General features: G+C 46.7%; 18 protein-coding genes and 1 pseudogene. All 19 read left to right on the top strand.

The window, feature by feature from the left end:
- Window positions 1-22: 22 nt before the first annotated feature.
- Window positions 23-1,042 (top strand): anthranilate phosphoribosyltransferase, encoded by a 1,020-nt coding sequence (trpD, locus tag ACOV1R_RS04230; RefSeq protein ID WP_003645139.1) that lies wholly within the window; start codon window positions 23-25, stop codon window positions 1,040-1,042.
- Window positions 1,039-1,821: an indole-3-glycerol phosphate synthase TrpC gene (gene trpC / locus ACOV1R_RS04225; RefSeq protein ID WP_021357136.1), complete on the top strand. Its 783-nt coding sequence runs from the start codon at window positions 1,039-1,041 to the stop codon at window positions 1,819-1,821. Before trpD ends, trpC begins: the two co-directional genes overlap by 4 nt.
- The gene (locus ACOV1R_RS04220) at window positions 1,818-2,444 is read left to right on the top strand and encodes a phosphoribosylanthranilate isomerase (RefSeq protein ID WP_011101491.1); all 627 of its coding nucleotides are present in this window, start codon (window positions 1,818-1,820) and stop codon (window positions 2,442-2,444) included. Before trpC ends, ACOV1R_RS04220 begins: the two co-directional genes overlap by 4 nt.
- 1 nt (window position 2,445) lies before the next feature.
- A complete protein-coding gene (gene trpB / locus ACOV1R_RS04215; RefSeq protein ID WP_054519032.1) occupies window positions 2,446-3,645 on the top strand; it encodes a tryptophan synthase subunit beta in 1,200 nt (399 codons plus the stop codon).
- Complete coding sequence (gene trpA / locus ACOV1R_RS04210; protein ID WP_003640398.1) at window positions 3,638-4,432, top strand: tryptophan synthase subunit alpha; 795 nt, start codon at window positions 3,638-3,640, stop codon at window positions 4,430-4,432. The genes trpB and trpA overlap by 8 nt, the downstream gene beginning before the upstream one ends.
- A gap of 160 nt (window positions 4,433-4,592) precedes the next feature.
- A complete protein-coding gene (locus tag ACOV1R_RS04205) occupies window positions 4,593-5,132 on the top strand; it encodes a cysteine hydrolase family protein (RefSeq protein ID WP_003645134.1) in 540 nt (179 codons plus the stop codon).
- Window positions 5,133-6,083, top strand: a complete 951-nt coding sequence (locus tag ACOV1R_RS04200) for an alcohol dehydrogenase catalytic domain-containing protein (protein WP_003645133.1) — start codon at window positions 5,133-5,135, stop codon at window positions 6,081-6,083.
- Between the two features lie 214 nt (window positions 6,084-6,297).
- On the top strand, window positions 6,298-6,798 hold the full coding sequence (locus tag ACOV1R_RS04195; protein ID WP_003644329.1) for a GNAT family N-acetyltransferase: 501 nt from the start codon (window positions 6,298-6,300) through the stop codon (window positions 6,796-6,798).
- 208 nt (window positions 6,799-7,006) lie between these two features.
- Window positions 7,007-8,245 (top strand): hypothetical protein, encoded by a 1,239-nt coding sequence (locus ACOV1R_RS04190; RefSeq protein WP_054519386.1) that lies wholly within the window; start codon window positions 7,007-7,009, stop codon window positions 8,243-8,245.
- 12 nt (window positions 8,246-8,257) lie between these two features.
- Window positions 8,258-9,391 (top strand): amidohydrolase, encoded by a 1,134-nt coding sequence (locus ACOV1R_RS04185; protein ID WP_064578230.1) that lies wholly within the window; start codon window positions 8,258-8,260, stop codon window positions 9,389-9,391.
- 288 nt (window positions 9,392-9,679) lie between these two features.
- Window positions 9,680-10,723 (top strand): zinc-binding dehydrogenase, encoded by a 1,044-nt coding sequence (locus ACOV1R_RS04180; RefSeq protein ID WP_016511666.1) that lies wholly within the window; start codon window positions 9,680-9,682, stop codon window positions 10,721-10,723.
- 306 nt (window positions 10,724-11,029) lie between these two features.
- A complete protein-coding gene (locus ACOV1R_RS04175) occupies window positions 11,030-11,392 on the top strand; it encodes a DUF1648 domain-containing protein (protein WP_003645128.1) in 363 nt (120 codons plus the stop codon).
- Window positions 11,393-11,681: 289 nt separating this feature from the next.
- Window positions 11,682-12,489, top strand: a pseudogene (locus ACOV1R_RS04170) (oxidoreductase).
- A gap of 14 nt (window positions 12,490-12,503) precedes the next feature.
- Window positions 12,504-13,490, top strand: coding sequence for a helix-turn-helix domain-containing protein (locus ACOV1R_RS04165; RefSeq protein ID WP_128485040.1), 987 nt, complete (start codon window positions 12,504-12,506; stop codon window positions 13,488-13,490).
- Between the two features lie 461 nt (window positions 13,491-13,951).
- The gene (gene fabZ / locus ACOV1R_RS04160; RefSeq protein ID WP_003640408.1) at window positions 13,952-14,395 is read left to right on the top strand and encodes a 3-hydroxyacyl-ACP dehydratase FabZ; all 444 of its coding nucleotides are present in this window, start codon (window positions 13,952-13,954) and stop codon (window positions 14,393-14,395) included.
- Between the two features lie 74 nt (window positions 14,396-14,469).
- Window positions 14,470-15,456, top strand: coding sequence for a beta-ketoacyl-ACP synthase III (locus ACOV1R_RS04155; protein WP_015640345.1), 987 nt, complete (start codon window positions 14,470-14,472; stop codon window positions 15,454-15,456).
- Window positions 15,457-15,512: 56 nt separating this feature from the next.
- The gene (gene acpP / locus ACOV1R_RS04150) at window positions 15,513-15,761 is read left to right on the top strand and encodes an acyl carrier protein (protein WP_003640410.1); all 249 of its coding nucleotides are present in this window, start codon (window positions 15,513-15,515) and stop codon (window positions 15,759-15,761) included.
- A gap of 3 nt (window positions 15,762-15,764) precedes the next feature.
- Window positions 15,765-16,697, top strand: coding sequence for an ACP S-malonyltransferase (locus tag ACOV1R_RS04145; protein WP_003645125.1), 933 nt, complete (start codon window positions 15,765-15,767; stop codon window positions 16,695-16,697).
- On the top strand, window positions 16,684-17,412 hold the full coding sequence (fabG, locus tag ACOV1R_RS04140; protein ID WP_015640346.1) for a 3-oxoacyl-ACP reductase FabG: 729 nt from the start codon (window positions 16,684-16,686) through the stop codon (window positions 17,410-17,412). Before ACOV1R_RS04145 ends, fabG begins: the two co-directional genes overlap by 14 nt.
- Window positions 17,413-17,417 lie beyond the last annotated feature (5 nt).

The raw sequence follows: 17,417 nt of genomic DNA, 5'->3' as shown, positions 1-17,417 counted from the left end.
AGACGAGAGTGGAGGAATACTTATGATTGAAACAGCGATTGCACAACTCACTAACCAAGAAAATCTAGACTTTACAATGAGCCAACAAGTCATTACGGAAATTATGAAAGGTCAGGCCACCGACGCACAGATTGGGAGCTTTTTGACCGCCTTAGCCATCAAAAAGGCAACTATCGATGAAATTGCTGGTGCAGCAACTGCGATGCGTTCCCAGGCGTTACCTTTTAAAGTTAAACGGCCCACGCTAGAAATCGTTGGGACGGGCGGTGACCGGTCGAATTCGTTTAATATTTCGACGACCACTGCGCTAGTGGTCGCCGCTGCGGGTGTACCAGTGACCAAGCACGGCAATCGTGCGGCGTCGTCCAAGAGTGGTGCGGCGGATGTTTTAGAAGCACTCGGTATCAAAATCGATCTAACGCCCGCTCAGAGTCTAGCATTGCTAGAGCGGACCAATTTTGCCTTTATGTATGCGCGCGAATATCATCAGGCGATGCGATTTGTCGCTCCGGCTCGGCAACAAATCAAGATTCCAACTATTTTTAATATACTGGGTCCCTTAGCCAACCCAGCTCATGCTGAGATGCAACTATTAGGGGTATACCGGCAAGCTTTAATGGCTCCATTAGCCGAAGTGTTGACGCGTTTAGATGTTAAACATGCCATGGTCGTGCATAGCCGAGACGGCTTAGATGAAATTTCAGCGGCAGCCCCTACGGATGTGATCGTAATTAATCATGGGCAGCAAGTAACGCGAATCCTGACGCCTGAACAGTTTGGACTGACGCGTTGTGACCATGCGGCTCTTATTGGTGGTAGTGCCCAAGTTAATGCCGCCATCACGCGGGCAGTACTCACTGGAGAACCGGGGGCCCCTCGTGACGTGGTGTTGATGAATGCCGCCGCGGCGTTGCATATTGCCAAGCCACAGTTGGATCTAGCGGCCGCTTTTGAGTTGGCCCAGCAAACAATCGATCAAGGAGCGGCCGCGGCTAAGTTGGCCCAATTAATTCAGAGTAGTCAGGCGGTGATGGCCTCATGATTTTAGATCAACTCGTCCAGGCGAGTCAGCAATGGGTTCAGAAGGTGCCAGTTAGGGAGCGTGTGAAGCGCATTCAACAAGCTCGAAAAATGACCACCCCCGTTTTATCATTTGAAGCAATGCTGGCCCAGCCGGGCTTACAGCTTATTGGTGAAGTTAAGCGGGCGTCACCTTCTAAGGGGCTGATTGCGGCTGAGTTTGACTATTTACAGATTGCGCAAGACTATGTTGCTGCTGGGATCGATGCCATCTCAGTGTTGACCGAACCCCGGTATTTTAAAGGACAGTTGTCTTATTTACAAGCCATTGCGCAAACGGTCTCGGTACCCACATTACGTAAAGATTTTATTGTAGCTGCTAGTCAGATTGCGAGTGCTCGTATTGCTGGTGCTAGTGCGGTTTTATTGATTGTTGCTATTTTAACACCGGTTCAACTGCAGGCTTTCATTACGTTGGCTCATGAGCTGAATTTAAGTGCGCTAGTTGAAGTCCATACAACGGCTGAGATTAAGCAAGCGGTGGCGGCTGGGGCCCGGATTATTGGCATTAATAATCGGAATTTGAAAGATTTCAGTGTCAATTTTGCAACGAGCTGTCAGTTACGGCAAGCAGTTCCAGCTGAGTGTTATGTGGTCGCTGAGTCTGGTATTCAAACGGCCACACAGGCTCAACAGTTGGCCGCTGCTGGCTTTGACGCCATGCTAGTTGGCGAAACATTGATGCGTGCACCAGATAAAGGTCAAGCCGTCATGCAATTGCGGGCGGGGGTGCGTGGATGACTCAAATCAAAATTTGTGGCTTAATGCGACCAGCGGATGTCGTGATGGTTAATCAAGCGCTCCCAGACGCAATTGGGATGGTATTTGCCCCCGGTCGTCGACGACGGATTACGATGGCGACCGCGCGCCAACTGTCACAGCAATTAGATCCGCGTATCCGGCGTGTTGGCGTGTTTACAACTAATCAATTATCGGAAATTTTAGCTCTCGTGCAACAACACATTATTCAGGTGGTCCAGCTACACGCTACCGTCGATGATCCTCGGATTGCGTCCTTAATGGCCGCCCATGTGCCGGTGATTCAAGCGATGACGCCAGCGAATGCTACGCAATGTCAAGCGGATTACTTATTATTGGATAATGCCCGTCCAGGTAGTGGACAGGTGTTGGATTGGAATCAATTACAATCACAGCGTCCCGTCCGGCCGTTTATCTTGGCTGGTGGTTTAACACCGACGAATATCGTAACGGCAATCAACAAGGTGTACCCGGCAATGGTCGATGTGGCTAGTGGCGTCGAGACGGCGGGCAATAAAGACCGTGAAAAAATCAATCTGATGGTCCAACGGGCGCACCAAACGGGCGTGTCAACACCATTATTAACAGAAATTAGGAGGAATTAGTATGATTAAAAATCAATCACAGGCGGGGCGTTACGGCGACTTTGGTGGTCAGTACGTTCCAGAAACATTAATGACCGAGCTACAGCGGTTGGATCGCGCCTTTCAACATTACCGACAGGACGCGCAGTTTCAAGAAGAGTTGACTGACTTGTTGAATAACTATGCGAACCGGCCATCGTTGTTGTACCATGCACAACGATTATCAGATCAATTAGGTGGTGCTCAGATTTATTTTAAACGTGAGGACTTGAACCATACGGGTGCGCACAAGATTAACAATGTCTTGGGGCAGGCACTGTTGGCAAAGAAGATGGGCAAAAAGCGATTGATTGCTGAAACTGGGGCTGGACAGCACGGGGTCGCAACTGCAACTGTTGCTGCTTTGTTCGGGATGGAATGCGACGTCTTTATGGGTAAGAAAGACACGAATCGTCAAGCATTGAATGTTTACCGGATGCAACTATTAGGGGCCAAGGTCCACCCGGTCACGACTGGTTCAATGGTGCTAAAGGATGCGATCAATGCGGCCTTACAAGAGTGGACGCGGCGCTGTGATGATACAGCTTATATCATGGGCTCTGCAACGGGACCACACCCATTTCCAATGATGGTACATGAATTTCAAAGTGTCATCAGTGTAGAAGCCCGACAGCAGATCCTGGACCAAACAGGTCATTTGCCGGATGCCGTCGTGGCTTGTGTTGGGGGCGGCAGTAACGCCATTGGAAGTTTTGCGGCTTTTCTTGATGATACGTCAGTTGAGCTGATTGGCTGTGAGGCAGCGGGTAAGGGTGTTCAAACGCCGTTGACGGCTGCGACGATTGAACGTGGTCGGACTGGTATCTTCCATGGCATGAAGTCACTCTTTTTACAAGATAAAGCCGGACAAATTGCCCCGGTCTATTCAATCTCGGCTGGGCTGGATTACCCGGGCGTCGGACCGGAACATGCCTACCTGGCTGCGAGTGGCCGGGCGCAATATGTGGGGATCACCGATGACCAAGCAGTACAAGCATTTGAACTGATTGCTAAGGTCGAAGGGGTGATCTGTGCGATTGAGAGTGCCCATGCAGTCGCCTACGTACAACAATTAGCACCAACGATGCGACGTGACCAAACTATTATTTGTACGTTATCCGGTCGTGGAGATAAAGATGTGGCGGCAATTGCAAAGTATCGAGGGGTGACAATTGATGACTGATTTAACAACAATTTTTAAAAATCATAAGGCGTTTATTGCTTTTGTAGTGGCCGGTGATCCTAATTTTGAAGCGACAGTTGACCAAGTTGTTGCGTTAGCAGAAGCGGGTTGTGATCTCGTTGAGATTGGCATTCCGTTCTCAGACCCTGTGGCTGATGGTCCCGAAATTCAGGCCGCTGATCTCCGTGCGTTTGACCAACACATCACACCCCAACGCGTTTTTGAATTGGTGGTGGCAATTCGAGAGAAGACAACTATTCCACTCGTATTTTTAACCTATGCGAACATTGTTTATCAGTTTGGTTATGCTGCCTTTGCCCAGCAGTGTCAAAGTTTGAATGTCGCAGGCTTGATTATTCCCGACATGCCACTAGAAGCCTCTGGTGAACTTCGACCAACCTTAGACCACTATGGTATTGCTTTGATTCCATTGATTGCGCCAACGAGTGATGATGCACGCATCGCAGCGATTGCCCAGCAGGCGCGGGGCTTCATTTATGTCGTATCATCACTAGGTGTCACGGGGACCCGGCGACACATCACGACTGATTTAGCAACACTGGTGGCGAAGATTCGCCATGCGACTACGTTACCTGTCGCAATTGGTTTTGGTATCCATGAGCCAGCCCAGGCCCAGGCCATGGCACAAATTGCGGACGGGGTCATCGTTGGTAGTGCAGTCGTGCATTTGATTGCGACGCACCAACCAGCGACAGCAGTCTTAAGAGACTATACGCGACGGATGCGGCGCGCATTGGATGGTCGCACGGCTGATACAGTTGACTGATCTTGTTTGTTACGATGTTGTTGTGCCGGGCTACTTCGATTAAATGCTGGGAAACGCTAGGATAATGTGCTAGTCTAAAAACAGCTTACTGCTTTGTGGGCGTCGTTAATAATAGTTGACGCTAACCAAGCCAGTTAAATTAATTTAAGGAGGGCTCAACATGGCGGATGTACTGATTATTATTGATATGCAAGTTGGTGTCTGTCGCGGGTCCCAACCGGTTGCCAATTTGGCAACCGTGATTGCGGGTATTCAACAGCGCATTACGAGTTATCGGGCTCAAAATAAGCCAATCGTGTTTGTGCAACATCACGATGCTGACTTAGTCACTGGTTCTGCCGATTGGCAGATGATACCAGAGTTGCCAATTGAAGCAACCGATATTGTGGTCCAGAAAACGCACGCCAACGCTTTTTATCACACGGATTTACAAGCCCAATTGACGGCGATTGGATGTCAAACACTTGAAATCTGTGGTGCGCAAGTTGAGTTTTGTGTGGATACGACGGTTAAAATGGCTCATGGGTTAGGCTACCACCTCGAAATGGTTCGGGGGTTGACGACAACGACGGCCAATTCCATGATGAGTGCGCAACAAACGATTGATTTTTATCAAGATCGGATTTGGAACCACCGTTTCTTGACGTTGGTAACAGCATCGGGCCGTATTGACGATTTGTTAGAAAAGACGGGTGATTAGTTGAAAGCATTATTTTTTAATGATTTTGGCGATGCGTCGGTCCTACAGTACGGTGAGGTGGCGGACCCAATCGTTACTGCAAATACTGTATTGGTTAAAACAACGTATATCGGGCTCAACTTTGCCGACATTTATCGTCGTCGTGGTACCTATCATTTGGAAAAGCATCAACCGTACATTGATGGTTATGAAGGCGTGGGAACGGTTGTGGCAGTTGGTAAGCAAGTGGCGAATTTTAAACGCGGTGATCGGGTGTTATTCGTTGACGTGCCGTTTGCCAACGCTAGCCTTGTCGCGGTTCCAGCTGATCAGGCGATTAAAGTACCACGGGCAATCAATGATCAGCAGGTCGCTAGCATTGGATTGCAGGGCATGACTGCGGAGTTCTTAGTCCATGACTTAGCACAAAGCCAACCGCACGATCGAGTCTTGATTCATGGCATCAGCGGTGGTGTTGGGCAGCTATTAACGCAACTGCTCGTGGCCAATGAGGTGGCTGTTTATGGTGTGGCGTCAACACCGGCGAAAGCTGAATTGGCCTATCAAGCTGGCGCAACCACCGTTTTTATGCGCCATGATCCTTGGGACACGACCCATCATAATTTTTTTGATACGGTGTTTGATGGGGTCGGTAAGACACTACCAGTTAGTCTGGCGACTACCAAGCACCGTGGGCGGGTCATTTTTTATGGCATGGCAGCTGGCAATCCACCAGTAATTGATCCAGTCAAGCTAATGTCCGAATCCAAGAGTTTGATGACTGGTGATTTATGGGATTATTTGGACAGCGCGGCTGCTCGTCAGTGCCGTGCCAATCAATTGTTTGATGATGTGCTCACGCATCGCGTGACGATACGACCAGCGACAGTCTATTCATTAGCAGAAGGAGCCGCTGCGCACCGGGCCCTTGAGACCGGGCAAGTTGCTGGCAAGATTTTATTGCGCCCATGAAGTACTTGAATCGTATTTGAAATTAACTGGTTTAATCGAATATCACCAAACGGCATCGGGCAGTTTTTCCGATGCCGTTTTTGTGGTGGATTAGTAGTGCAGGCTGAATCGAGCGCCAGTTAGTCAATTCAACAATTGAATTATTAAAATTCCCAGTCATGACCACGGACTGTTACACTAAGTGCTAAATCGGTCAAATGGAAGTGTGATGGTCATGATTCAATTAGTACGTTATTCGACGACACGGGGAGCACTGAAGCAAATACAACAGTATCAACTGGTTAATGTGATGTACACGGCGACGCCACAACAAGTTATTCGTGCTTGCAAATCTGATTTAGAACGAACGGCCGTTATGATTATGAATGGCAACCAATTAGTGGGCTTTTTCTGTTTGCATGTTGGTCAAGGACCGCTCAGTTACGGTGAAACGGAAGTGAATACGATTTTGTTGCGAGCTTTATCTGTTGATGATCGCTTTAAGCATCAGCGGGTTGCGTCTGACGCGCTTGCCGAATTACCACGTTATCTTGCCAGTCATTATCCGATGATTCAAACAATATTATTAGCGGTCAATCATGCCAATCATGTGGCGCAACATTTATACCTGACCCATGGTTTCACTGATACGCATCGCCGCATAGATGGTCGATTGGGGCGTCAATTTATTTATGAACGCCCAGTCCATTGTCCCATGGATTTAAATTTTGATTGAAATTTGCTTAGTTAGTTCAGTCAATCTAGTATTTGGAATCTTATCGGAACTAGGTGCGATACTTTAGAATCGTTTGTGTCGTTGCGAATGAGATTAGATTTAAACGAAATCTGATTGAACGGCTCGTTTTACGATTGGCTTTCTGTTAGATTATGATAATACGATTAGAAAAAGCCGATCGTAAATTAAGCTAATGGAAGTGATGGTAATGGTAGCAATTCTTTCTCTAATGGTTGTCATGGGTTTTATGATGCTTGGCGAGTGGGTTTCCACGCGCAGTCGGGCCTATGTTCCATCCGTATTTATTACGGCACTCTTATTTCTAGTGGGTTTTTGGACAATTGTTCCCAAAAACATTGTCCCTTCTGCTTCATTTGGCACTGCCTTTATTCAAATTACCCAAGCCGTTTTATTGGTTCATATGGGGACGTTGATGGATCTGAAATTGTTGTTAAAACAGTGGCGCGCAGTTGTGATTGCCCTGAGTGGCGTGGTTGGGACAGTGGTGCTCACGATGGGAATTGGCCGTCTTTTATTTGATTGGCACACGATCGTTGCCAGTGTGCCCCCGTTGACGGGTGGGTTAGTGGCTGCCTTTCTGATGACAGCTGGACTCAAGGCCCAACATATTACCGCACTTGTGGCGTTTCCGGTGGCAATGTTTGTCATGCACAGCATGCTCGGTTATCCGCTAACCGCGTGGATGCTAAAACGGGAGAGTCGCCGACTATTGCAAGTCCGACATGTAGACGTCACGGTCGCGACCGCTGATTCTGCCACCAGTGCGACAGTTCAAACAACGGCGCAATTACCAGTGTGCCCGCTACCAACCGTACCAGCGAAGGTGAAATCAGTTCAACCTCAATTACGGCATTGGCAACTACCGGCTGCTTATGATACTTCAGCTTTTATGTTATTTAAAGTCGCTGCTGTGACTGGGCTAGCTGAATGGACTGCCCAGTTAGCCCATGGCACGATTAATCAGTACATCATTTGTTTAGTGTTTGGTGTTATCGCGCATCAGTTGGGCTTTTTAGAAGATGCGGTGTTGGAGAAAGCGGGCGTCTTTCACTGGCTGATGTATGGTTTGCTAGCTTATATTTTTGCCAATCTAAACATTGTTAAAATCAGCATGTTAAGTGGTATTTTGATCCCGATTGTAACGTTGATCGTTCTTGGTGTTTTAGGGATGTGGATTGCATCTAGCTTATTGGCGCGACCGTTGGGATTTAGCCGCGAAATGGCTTTTGCAAGTGCATTGACTGCCTTATTTGGTTTCCCCGCGGACTATATCGTCACCCATGAAGTGACCGAAATTATGGGATCGACTGCGGAGGAAAAGCAATATTTACTAGACCAGATGTTACCTAAAATGTTAGTGGGCGGTTTTGCAACCGTCTCAGTGGCGTCAGTGATTATTGCGTCAATCTTCTTGAAAATTTTATAGGGGGCTTTTCAGATGATGACAACAACTTTAGCAGCTTGGATGACAACCTTGCGCCATCAATTACACGCACACCCAGAGTTAGCACTGCAGGAAGTCGCGACGACCGCTTTAATTAAGCAAACATTGACTGAGTTGAACATTCGGTTGGTAGACTATCCGGGAGAAACTGGGGTGGTGGCCGAGATTGGGCATGGTGCGCCAATCATCGCGTTGCGCGCGGATATTGATGCACTCCCAATCCAAGAAGACAATGAGTTATCCTTTAGATCAACGATTCCTGGTCGGATGCACGCTTGTGGGCATGATTTTCACACGGCCGCCTTATTAGGGGGAGCGCGATTATTGAAAGTGCATGAGGCAGATCTCAATGGTACGGTGCGACTGATCTTTCAGCCTGCGGAGGAAGGACACCGCGGTGCCAAAATGATGATTGATAATGGTGTTCTAGCAGGTGTTCGTGCGATTGCGGGATTCCATAATATGCCGAATTTACCAGTCGGCACTTTAGCGATGAAGTCTGGACCACTCATGGCTAGTAATGATAATTTTGACGTCACAATTTTGGGCCAGGGCGCCCATGCAGCGATGTCCGAAGCAAGTCATGATCCCATCGTGACGCTTGGTGAATTGATCAGTAATTTACAGACCATTCGTAGCCGAAATATTGCGCCAGACGCAGCACTGGTGCTAACGATTGCTGCCGTCCAAGCGGGAACGACTTTTAACGTGATTCCAAATACGGCGAATTTACGAGGCACGATTCGGACCTTCAACACGGCTAACCGGGATCTAGCTAAAGTACGTTTTTACGATATTGTGCGTGCAACTGCCAAGATGAATCAGCAAACCGCTACAATTGATTGGGACCGAGGACCAAGCTGTGTCAACAATAACGCGGCACTTACCGCTGTACTATCACGTGTTCTGAAAGATGATTTTGATATTGTGCCTGCCCAGCTATGCAATGCCGACGATGATTTTGCGTTATATCAAGAATGTATTCCAGGATTCTATGGATTCTTAGGTTCAGGCGGCAATGGGACCTTACATCAATCAAATTACCGCTGTGATGACGCAGGCCTAACCTATGGCGCTCGCTTCCATGAATTGGCAGCTACGGCACTATTAAAGTGGGTTCGAGCTTGAATTGAAAGTGGTCAATCGACAAAGGGAAGACGCCCGACCTTGCTAGGAAACTAACATGGTTGGGCGCATTTTTTATGGAAAGCTTCTGAATGATAAGTAACAAGCGAGTCTGGTCACAATTATCTGAGTAACTAAAGTATTTGTTGATACCCGACTTGGTGCAATCATTAACTGATACGTGCAGATTATTGTTATAATATATGTGTATTAGTTTTAATATTATTATTTTAATGATGAAGGGAACGACCGCTGATTGAATTTTGGTTGAGGCGGCCAAAGGTGATTAGGATGAAATCAACAATTTTCGAAAAAGCTGGACTAGTATCTGTTCAGGAAGTTGACAAACCAACATTACAATCTGATGATGATGTCATTGTGCGCATCGTGCGGACTTGTGTTTGTGGTTCCGATTTGTGGTCATATGCGCATGGTGATGACAAGGCTGCCCATTCGATCAACGAAGGACATGAAGCTATCGGAATCGTTGAGGCAATTGGCTCGGCCATTACGACGGTCAAGCCAGGCGACTTTGTCATCACCCCATTTACCCATGGCTGTGGTGAGTGCACGGCTTGTTTGGCTGGTTTCGATGGTACTTGTGATCGGCATCCGGACCACACAAATTGGTCTAATGGCTTTCAAGCAGAATACATTCGCTTCACTTATGGTAATTGGGCGTTAGTTAAGATTCCTGGTCAACCTAGTGACTATACGGAAGGGATGCTCAAGTCATTGTTGACGCTGGCAGACGTGATGCCGACTGGTTATCATGCGGCACGGTGTGCAAACGTTCAAAAGGGCGATAAAGTCGTGGTTATTGGTGACGGTGCCGTTGGGCAATGTGCTGTGATTGCAGCTAAGTTGCGGGGTGCCGCGCAAATCGTCTTGATGAGTCGCCACGAAGATCGGCAGCAAATGGCACTTGCTTCTGGCGCGACCGCGGTTGTTGCTGAACGTGGTGACGAAGGCATTGCGAAGGTACGCGAAATCCTTGGTGGCGGCGCGGATGCGGCGTTGGAATGTGTCGGCACTGAAGCGGCCATTGACCAAGCTTTAGGTGTTTTGCATAATGGGGGTCGCGTAGGCTATGTGGGTGTACCACATTATAATAACCGGCCACTTGGGTCAACCTTTGCTCAAAATATTGCGGTTGCTGGTGGTTCCGCCTCCGTTACGACTTATGACAAACAGTTCTTACTCAAAGCAGTTTTGGACGGTAATATTAATCCGGGCCGGGTATTTACGCAAACGTATCCATTAGCCGACATTAATCGGGCTTATCAAGACATGCAAAATCGAAAGACAATTAAGGCTATGATTACCATTGATTAATCTCGACTAGGTAACTAGTCGCTTAAAAGCAATCGATTAAAAGTCGTTTCAGTACTGATTCATCGTGCTGAAACGACTTTTTCGATGGCGATAATTTAATGGTAAAAATCAATCAAGCTTAGTTGATCTAGACTAGTCTTTGCGTTGGTATTAGAAAAAAGACATGCAACCAGTTGAACCGTGTCATTAAAGCTAGCTGGTCGCACGATTGTAGTTGGCTTCGATAATTAACCGTTTAAAAGAACGCATTTTGCTGTCCGTGCTGTCGCCAGCTTGCTATACTGGGTCAAAAATGAGGTGAGCGTAATGCGAGTCTTTACTTGGATCGTGCGAACAATTGTGGCTGGTGCCGTTTTGATATGTGTCATTATGATTGGTTTGGCACCGCAAACAGTTGTCACACATTTTAATAGTGCCGGCTTGGCTGATTCATTCGGCAGCCGCTGGTGGCTAGTGATGTTACCACTATTAGTTGTGGTAACGGGTGAAGTCATGATTAAGTTAGCCCGTCAAAAACGGCGCAAGCTCGGACTCTTGCAACTGCCGACGCTAACAGGCTTTGAAGGGCAGTGTTTAGGTGTCATGGTGGGTTTCAGCGTCCTGTTGTGGGTTATATTGCAATCGGAAGTGCAGTGCCGGCTAGTTAGCGGGGGCATTGGCGGATGGTGATTAGGATGAGAAATTGGCAGCAGGATGTTTATGAATTCGCCTGAAATTAATTTCAAGCGAATTTTTGGTGGTGTAGTTATTTTAAAATGCTTAGACCATCAGGGCTTGATCAACAGCGCCAGGCGTAATGAGTGCGATTTTGCAGTTGTCTGAGTTGATTAATATCAGCTGTTAATGGCCTGCGCCAAAAAATGGCATGTTATGTTATGATGATGACGTGATAAATCATTAAGCCGTTGCGATTTTCTATGTAAACTATTGTTATTGAAAAACATAGGAGGTCATTGAGATGGCAGTTATTTTAATTACGGGTGCAAGCAGCGGTATTGGGTTTCAGACAGCGAAAGACTTAGCACAGCAAGGTCACGTTGTTTACGGTGCGGCGGTTGAATAAACTTGAAGCACTAGCCCCATACGGCGTTAAGCCCTTGTCACTAGATATAACCAATGAGCAGTCGCTTAGTCAGGCCGTAGCAACTTTAATTGCCAGTGAAGGACGCATTGATGTTTTGATCAACAATGCGGGGTATGGCTCATATGGCGCTGTGGAGGATGTTTCCATTGATGAAGCCAGGCAACAGTTCGAGGTTAATTTATTTGGGATGGCTCGGCTGACACAATTAGTTTTACCGTATATGCGCGCGCAACGTGAAGGACGCATTATCAATACCTCTTCCATGGGTGGACGGTTGGTGAGTTATATGGGCGCATGGTATCACGCAACCAAGTACGCTGTCGAAGCGTTTAGTGACGCATTACGAATGGAGACTAAAGACTTTGGCATTAAAGTTGCAATTATTGAACCTGGTGGGATTAAAACCAACTGGGGATTCATTGCTGCGGATCATTTAGAAGCCTCAGCACGTCACAGTGCATATCAAACACAAGCGACCAAGGCTGCCGCGGGTATGCGCCGACAATACTCGTCGCGAATGATGTCTGATCCAAAAATTATTTCTAAAGCTATTTCGAAGGCGGTCAATCAGAAACGACCACGGGTGCGTTATTTAATTGGATTTGGGGCTAAACCGCTGGTACTTGCTAAGGCGATTTTACCGACTCGTGTTTTTGATTTTATCATGATGCATGCCAGTTAGTAGGAGTGATTAGTGTGAAGATTATGGTTTCTGAACAGTTTCAGTGTTTTATGGCAAGCCTTGGCGTTGATTTAAATACCCTGCTTGAAGCTGCCGGTATTAATAAAGTGGTTTGGCAAGAACAATTAATGCTTTCTGATGTGGAGTATTGGCAGTTAATGAACGAATTCGACAACCAATTGACGGATGAAATGATTCTTAGTTTAGGGAATATTACTAACATTAATACGTTTATGCCGTCCTTTTTTGCAGCATTAGCTGCTAAAAATGGTGAACAAGCGATTGCACGCATGGCAAACTATAAATCATTGGCAGGTCCGGTTCATTTAGAGATAGTGACCAAGCCAGATATTGTCAATATTCATATTTTGGGAAATAGTCTTGGCGTCGAGTTGCCGCGTTTCACGATTATGACGGAACAATTGTTGTTAATCAGCTTGTTACGAGTAGGTACGGGAAAACTCATCAAGCCAATTTCAGTTGGTAGTAAGTATCCGTATGGTGATCAGATTGATGCCGTGATGGGCATTCGACCTCAACAATTGGCTGATAATTGCATTCAGTTTCAAGTCACGGACTTACAGCGGGCGTTTATTTCGGCCAATAATTCAATGTGGGCATTTTTGCAACCAGGGTTAGACCAACAAAAACTGGCTATTGAACACAACCAATCATTGCTCGCGACTGTTCAAGCACTATTGTTGAAGAAAATTCCTAGTGGTTCCTTCTCAATTGACGAGATTGCAACAAGTTTGAATCTCAGTAAACGAACCTTGCAGCGTCATCTTAGTACTTTAAGCACCACATTTAATGATGAAGTCCAAATTGCGCGTCGAACCCTAGTGGTACCCTTGATGAAAGATCAATCGCTAAACTTGATTGAAATCAGCTATTTGTTAGGGTATTCAGACCCAGAGTCTTTTTCGAGAGCTTTTAAAAAATGGTTTCATCAGAGTCCATCCGTTTACCGCCAACAATCTCTGGGGATGTTCAAAAATTAACAGGCATTGCCGTTTAGGTTAAAAGTTATGGGCGTTAAAATCTTATGGATGTGATGGCTTTAGACTGATGGGTAATCCTTTAAATTAATAGATCGTCATAACAATTGTGTTTAAGAATGCTAGTTCTTAGATGCAATTTTTTTTGCGTGCATTTAAGCTAGTGACAGTTGAACAGATTGTATCACTGCTTGCTGAAGTCAAAACTTGTTAGCAATTTGATTATAAACTTTATAGTCAAATTGCTAAACTGTGCCAGTTCGTTGACGGATTATGACCGCAAAAAATGGATCGTCAAGAAATTTTCGCAAAAAAATAAAGCTCGATTAGAGCCCAGCTTACCGGGATTTGGCTACTAAAAAATGTAACATACTGTAAATTAATCTGCTGAAATCAATTGACAAGATTTGGCCGGACGATTAACTTAATGCCATTCCCAAACGCCGTGAAAGGAGCGACTAACTATGAGTGTGTTAGAAGCAAGTGAAATTATGCAATTAATCCCCAACCGGTACCCAATTTTATTCATGGACCGGGTGGATGAATTAAATCCGGGTGAATCGATCGTGGTGACGAAAAATGTCACGATCAATGAGTCATTTTTCCAAGGGCACTTTCCCGGTAACCCGGTCATGCCGGGCGTGTTGATTATTGAAGCTTTGGCGCAAGCCGCGTCGATTCTGATTTTGAAATCTGAAAAGTTTGCTGGTAAGACGGCTTATCTTGGCGCCATTAAGGATGCCAAGTTCCGCAAAATTGTCCGTCCCGGTGATGTCTTGAAGTTGCATGTCCAAATGGTCAAGCAACGGTCCAACATGGGAACGGTGAGTTGTCAGGCGATGGTCGGTGACAAGGCAGCCTGCACAACTGATTTAACCTTTATCGTTGGTGCAACTGATTCAAAATAGAAAGGTGGTAATGGCAATTCGGCGATTGTCGTTTGGGAAAGTTTTTTAAAAGCATTGCCGAATTGTAACCAACCATGACAACTAATTTTTCGATTTTAGCGAGTGCTAAGGCACTGCCGACGACCAAAGTCACGAATCAAGAACTAACGCAACTGATGGCGACTTCTGATGATTGGATCAAGCAGCGAACGGGAATTCGTTCTCGCCACGTCGCGACCGATGAGACAACGACGAGTTTAGCTGTTTCAGTTGCCCAGCAGTTGTTGCAGCAAAGTCGGCTAGCGGCGACGGCGATTGATTTGATCATCGTGGCAACCATGTCACCGGATTATTTGACACCGGCGACGGCTCCTCAAGTACAGGCAGCAATTGGGGCTGAAAAAGCAATTGCCTTTGACATCAATGTTGCCTGTGCGGGCTTTGTTTATGGGATGCAGTTGGTTCACCAATACTTACAACCGGGCCAGACCGCTTTGTTAATCGGTAGCGAGACCTTGAGTCGGTTAGTAGACTGGCATGATCGTAGCACTGCCGTTTTATTTGGTGATGGTGCGGGTGGTCTATTGATTACTGCTAAGCCTAATACGGCCACTGGGCACTGGCTGGGCGGTCATTACGCGACGTTTGGCGCTGACGGGCATTATTTAACGGCGGGACAGCAACCTCAGGTGAATCCGTGGTCGACACGGACTGATGGTGCAGATTCTAACCGCTGGGCCTTTCAGATGAATGGTCGGCGGGTTTATGACTTTGCCACTAAGCAAGTGCCGCACTCAATTGAGCAGGCGTTGATGCAGGCACGGCTCGAGTCGAGTGATATTAAAGCATTTGTGCTTCATCAGGCCAACGCACGTATTGTTAAGAGCGTTGGTCAAAAATTAAACTTAGCTACGGAACAATTACCGATGAACATTGCACAGTATGGCAATACTGCGGCAGCCAGTGAACCGATTCTATTTGCCGAAATGGTTGCCCAAAAGCAAGTTCAACGTGGTGACAAGCTGGTGTTTACCGGTTTTGGCGGCGGGTTATCCGTCGGTAGTGTCGTAATTGAGTATTAATTGATAACTGAAATCAAGCATTTAAAATTAATTTAAAAATTCTGGAGGAATCAACAATGACTAAAACTGAAATTTTTGACCAAATTAAAAAGATGATCGTGGAACAATTAGACGTGGATGCTGACAAGATTACGATGACAACGAACTTTACCGAAGACTTAGCACTTGATAGTCTGGACGTTTTTGAAGTGATCGATAAGATCGAAGACGAATATGATATCGAAATCGAAACGGATGACGCTTTAGCCACGGTTGGTGATTTAGTTGATTATGTGGCGACTCATCAGGAAAATAGCGAGGACTAAGTTATGAAAACGGCAATCTTATTCAGTGGTCAAGGACAACAGTTTGCCGATATGGGGGCCGATCTTTATCAAACGTTACCAGCGTACCAAGCCACGATTGACGAAGCTAATCAAGTGTTGGACTGGGATCTGCGGGTAACTGCTGATTGGATCGATGATGCTCAACGGATGCCGGTTGCAATTACAGCGATGAATATGGGGTTATATCGTGCTTTAACAGCGTTGCTTAATGAGTGTCCAACCGTGTTAACAGGATTGAGCCTTGGCGAGTATGCCGCATTGATTGCAGCTGGCGTCCTGCCATTTGCTGATGGCTTGAAGTTAGTTGCCGATCGGGCTAGATATATGCAACGAGCGGGATTACAGCATCCCGGGGAGATGGTCGCGGCGTTGAAGGTAACGCCGGCACTGGTTGCAGCCGCTTGTCAAAGTGCCCAAGCAGTGGGGGTTGCGTATCCCGCTAATTACAATCTAGCTGATCAAATTGTTATTGGTGGCGATGCAGCTGGTATTCAAGCTGCGCGAACCTATTTAAAAACACACGGCGTTAAACGGGTGGTCCCATTAGACGTTGCGGTGGCTTCACACACGCCGTTAATGGCAGCAGCGAGTGAGGCGTTGGCGCAACGATTACGATTTGTTAATATTGCAGCACCCCAAATTCCGGTCATCAGTAATACGACCGTGACCCCCTTTAGCCAGGCAACTGTCAAGGAAACGTTGGTAAAACAGTTAGTATCGCCAACGCACTTTGCGGCCTGCTTACAACGAATTGCGACATATGAGGTCGATGAGATTATTCAAGTTGGACCGGGGCATAGTTTAGCAACTTTTGCCAAACAAACATTGCCGGGGGTAAGGGTTTGGTCAATTGAAGATATGACAGATTGGCAGAATTATTGTCAGGATACTGAGGAGGTACGTGAGCGTGGATGAAGTGATTTTAGTCACTGGAGCTGCTAAGGGTATTGGTTTGGCAACAGTCAAACGGTTGGCAGCTCAGGGGGCCAGCGTTATTTTAAACGTTCATCATGAAATTGAAGCGGCCGATTGGCAAGCATTAACGGCTGAATATCCAAGGTTGACGCAATTAGTTGGTGATGTGAGCGATGATCAAACGGCGGCTGATTTAATTGAGACCGTGATGACAAATTTTGGTCGCTTAGATGGACTCGTGAATAACGCTGGTGTGACCCATGATCAGTTATTAACGCGGCTACACGCGGAAGATTTCATGAGTGTGATTCAAACAAATTTATTGGGCACATTTAATATGACCAAATACGCTTTAAAAGTCATGCAGCGACAGCGACAAGGCGCCATCGTTAATGTTGCTAGTGTGGTCGGGTTACATGGCAATATCGGCCAGGCGAACTATGCGGCTAGTAAGGCTGGAATTATTGGTTTAACTAAAACGACGGCAAAGGAAGGGGCTCGGCGCCAAGTGCGGTGTAATGCGGTGGCCCCAGGAATGATTACGACGGCCATGACGGCACAATTGAATGACCGTGTAACGGCGGCTGCCTTAAGTGATATTCCACTCAAACGCTTTGGGACGCCCGACGAAATTGCCCAAGCAATTGACTTTTTATTGCACCAACCGTACTTAACGGGACAAGTGCTAACAGTTGACGGTGGCATGACGATATAAGATAT

The sequence above is a fragment of the Lactiplantibacillus sp. YT640 genome (assembly GCF_049745435.1).
GTDB lineage: Bacteria > Bacillota > Bacilli > Lactobacillales > Lactobacillaceae > Lactiplantibacillus > Lactiplantibacillus plantarum.
This window is presented reverse-complemented; position numbering and strand designations above follow the sequence as displayed.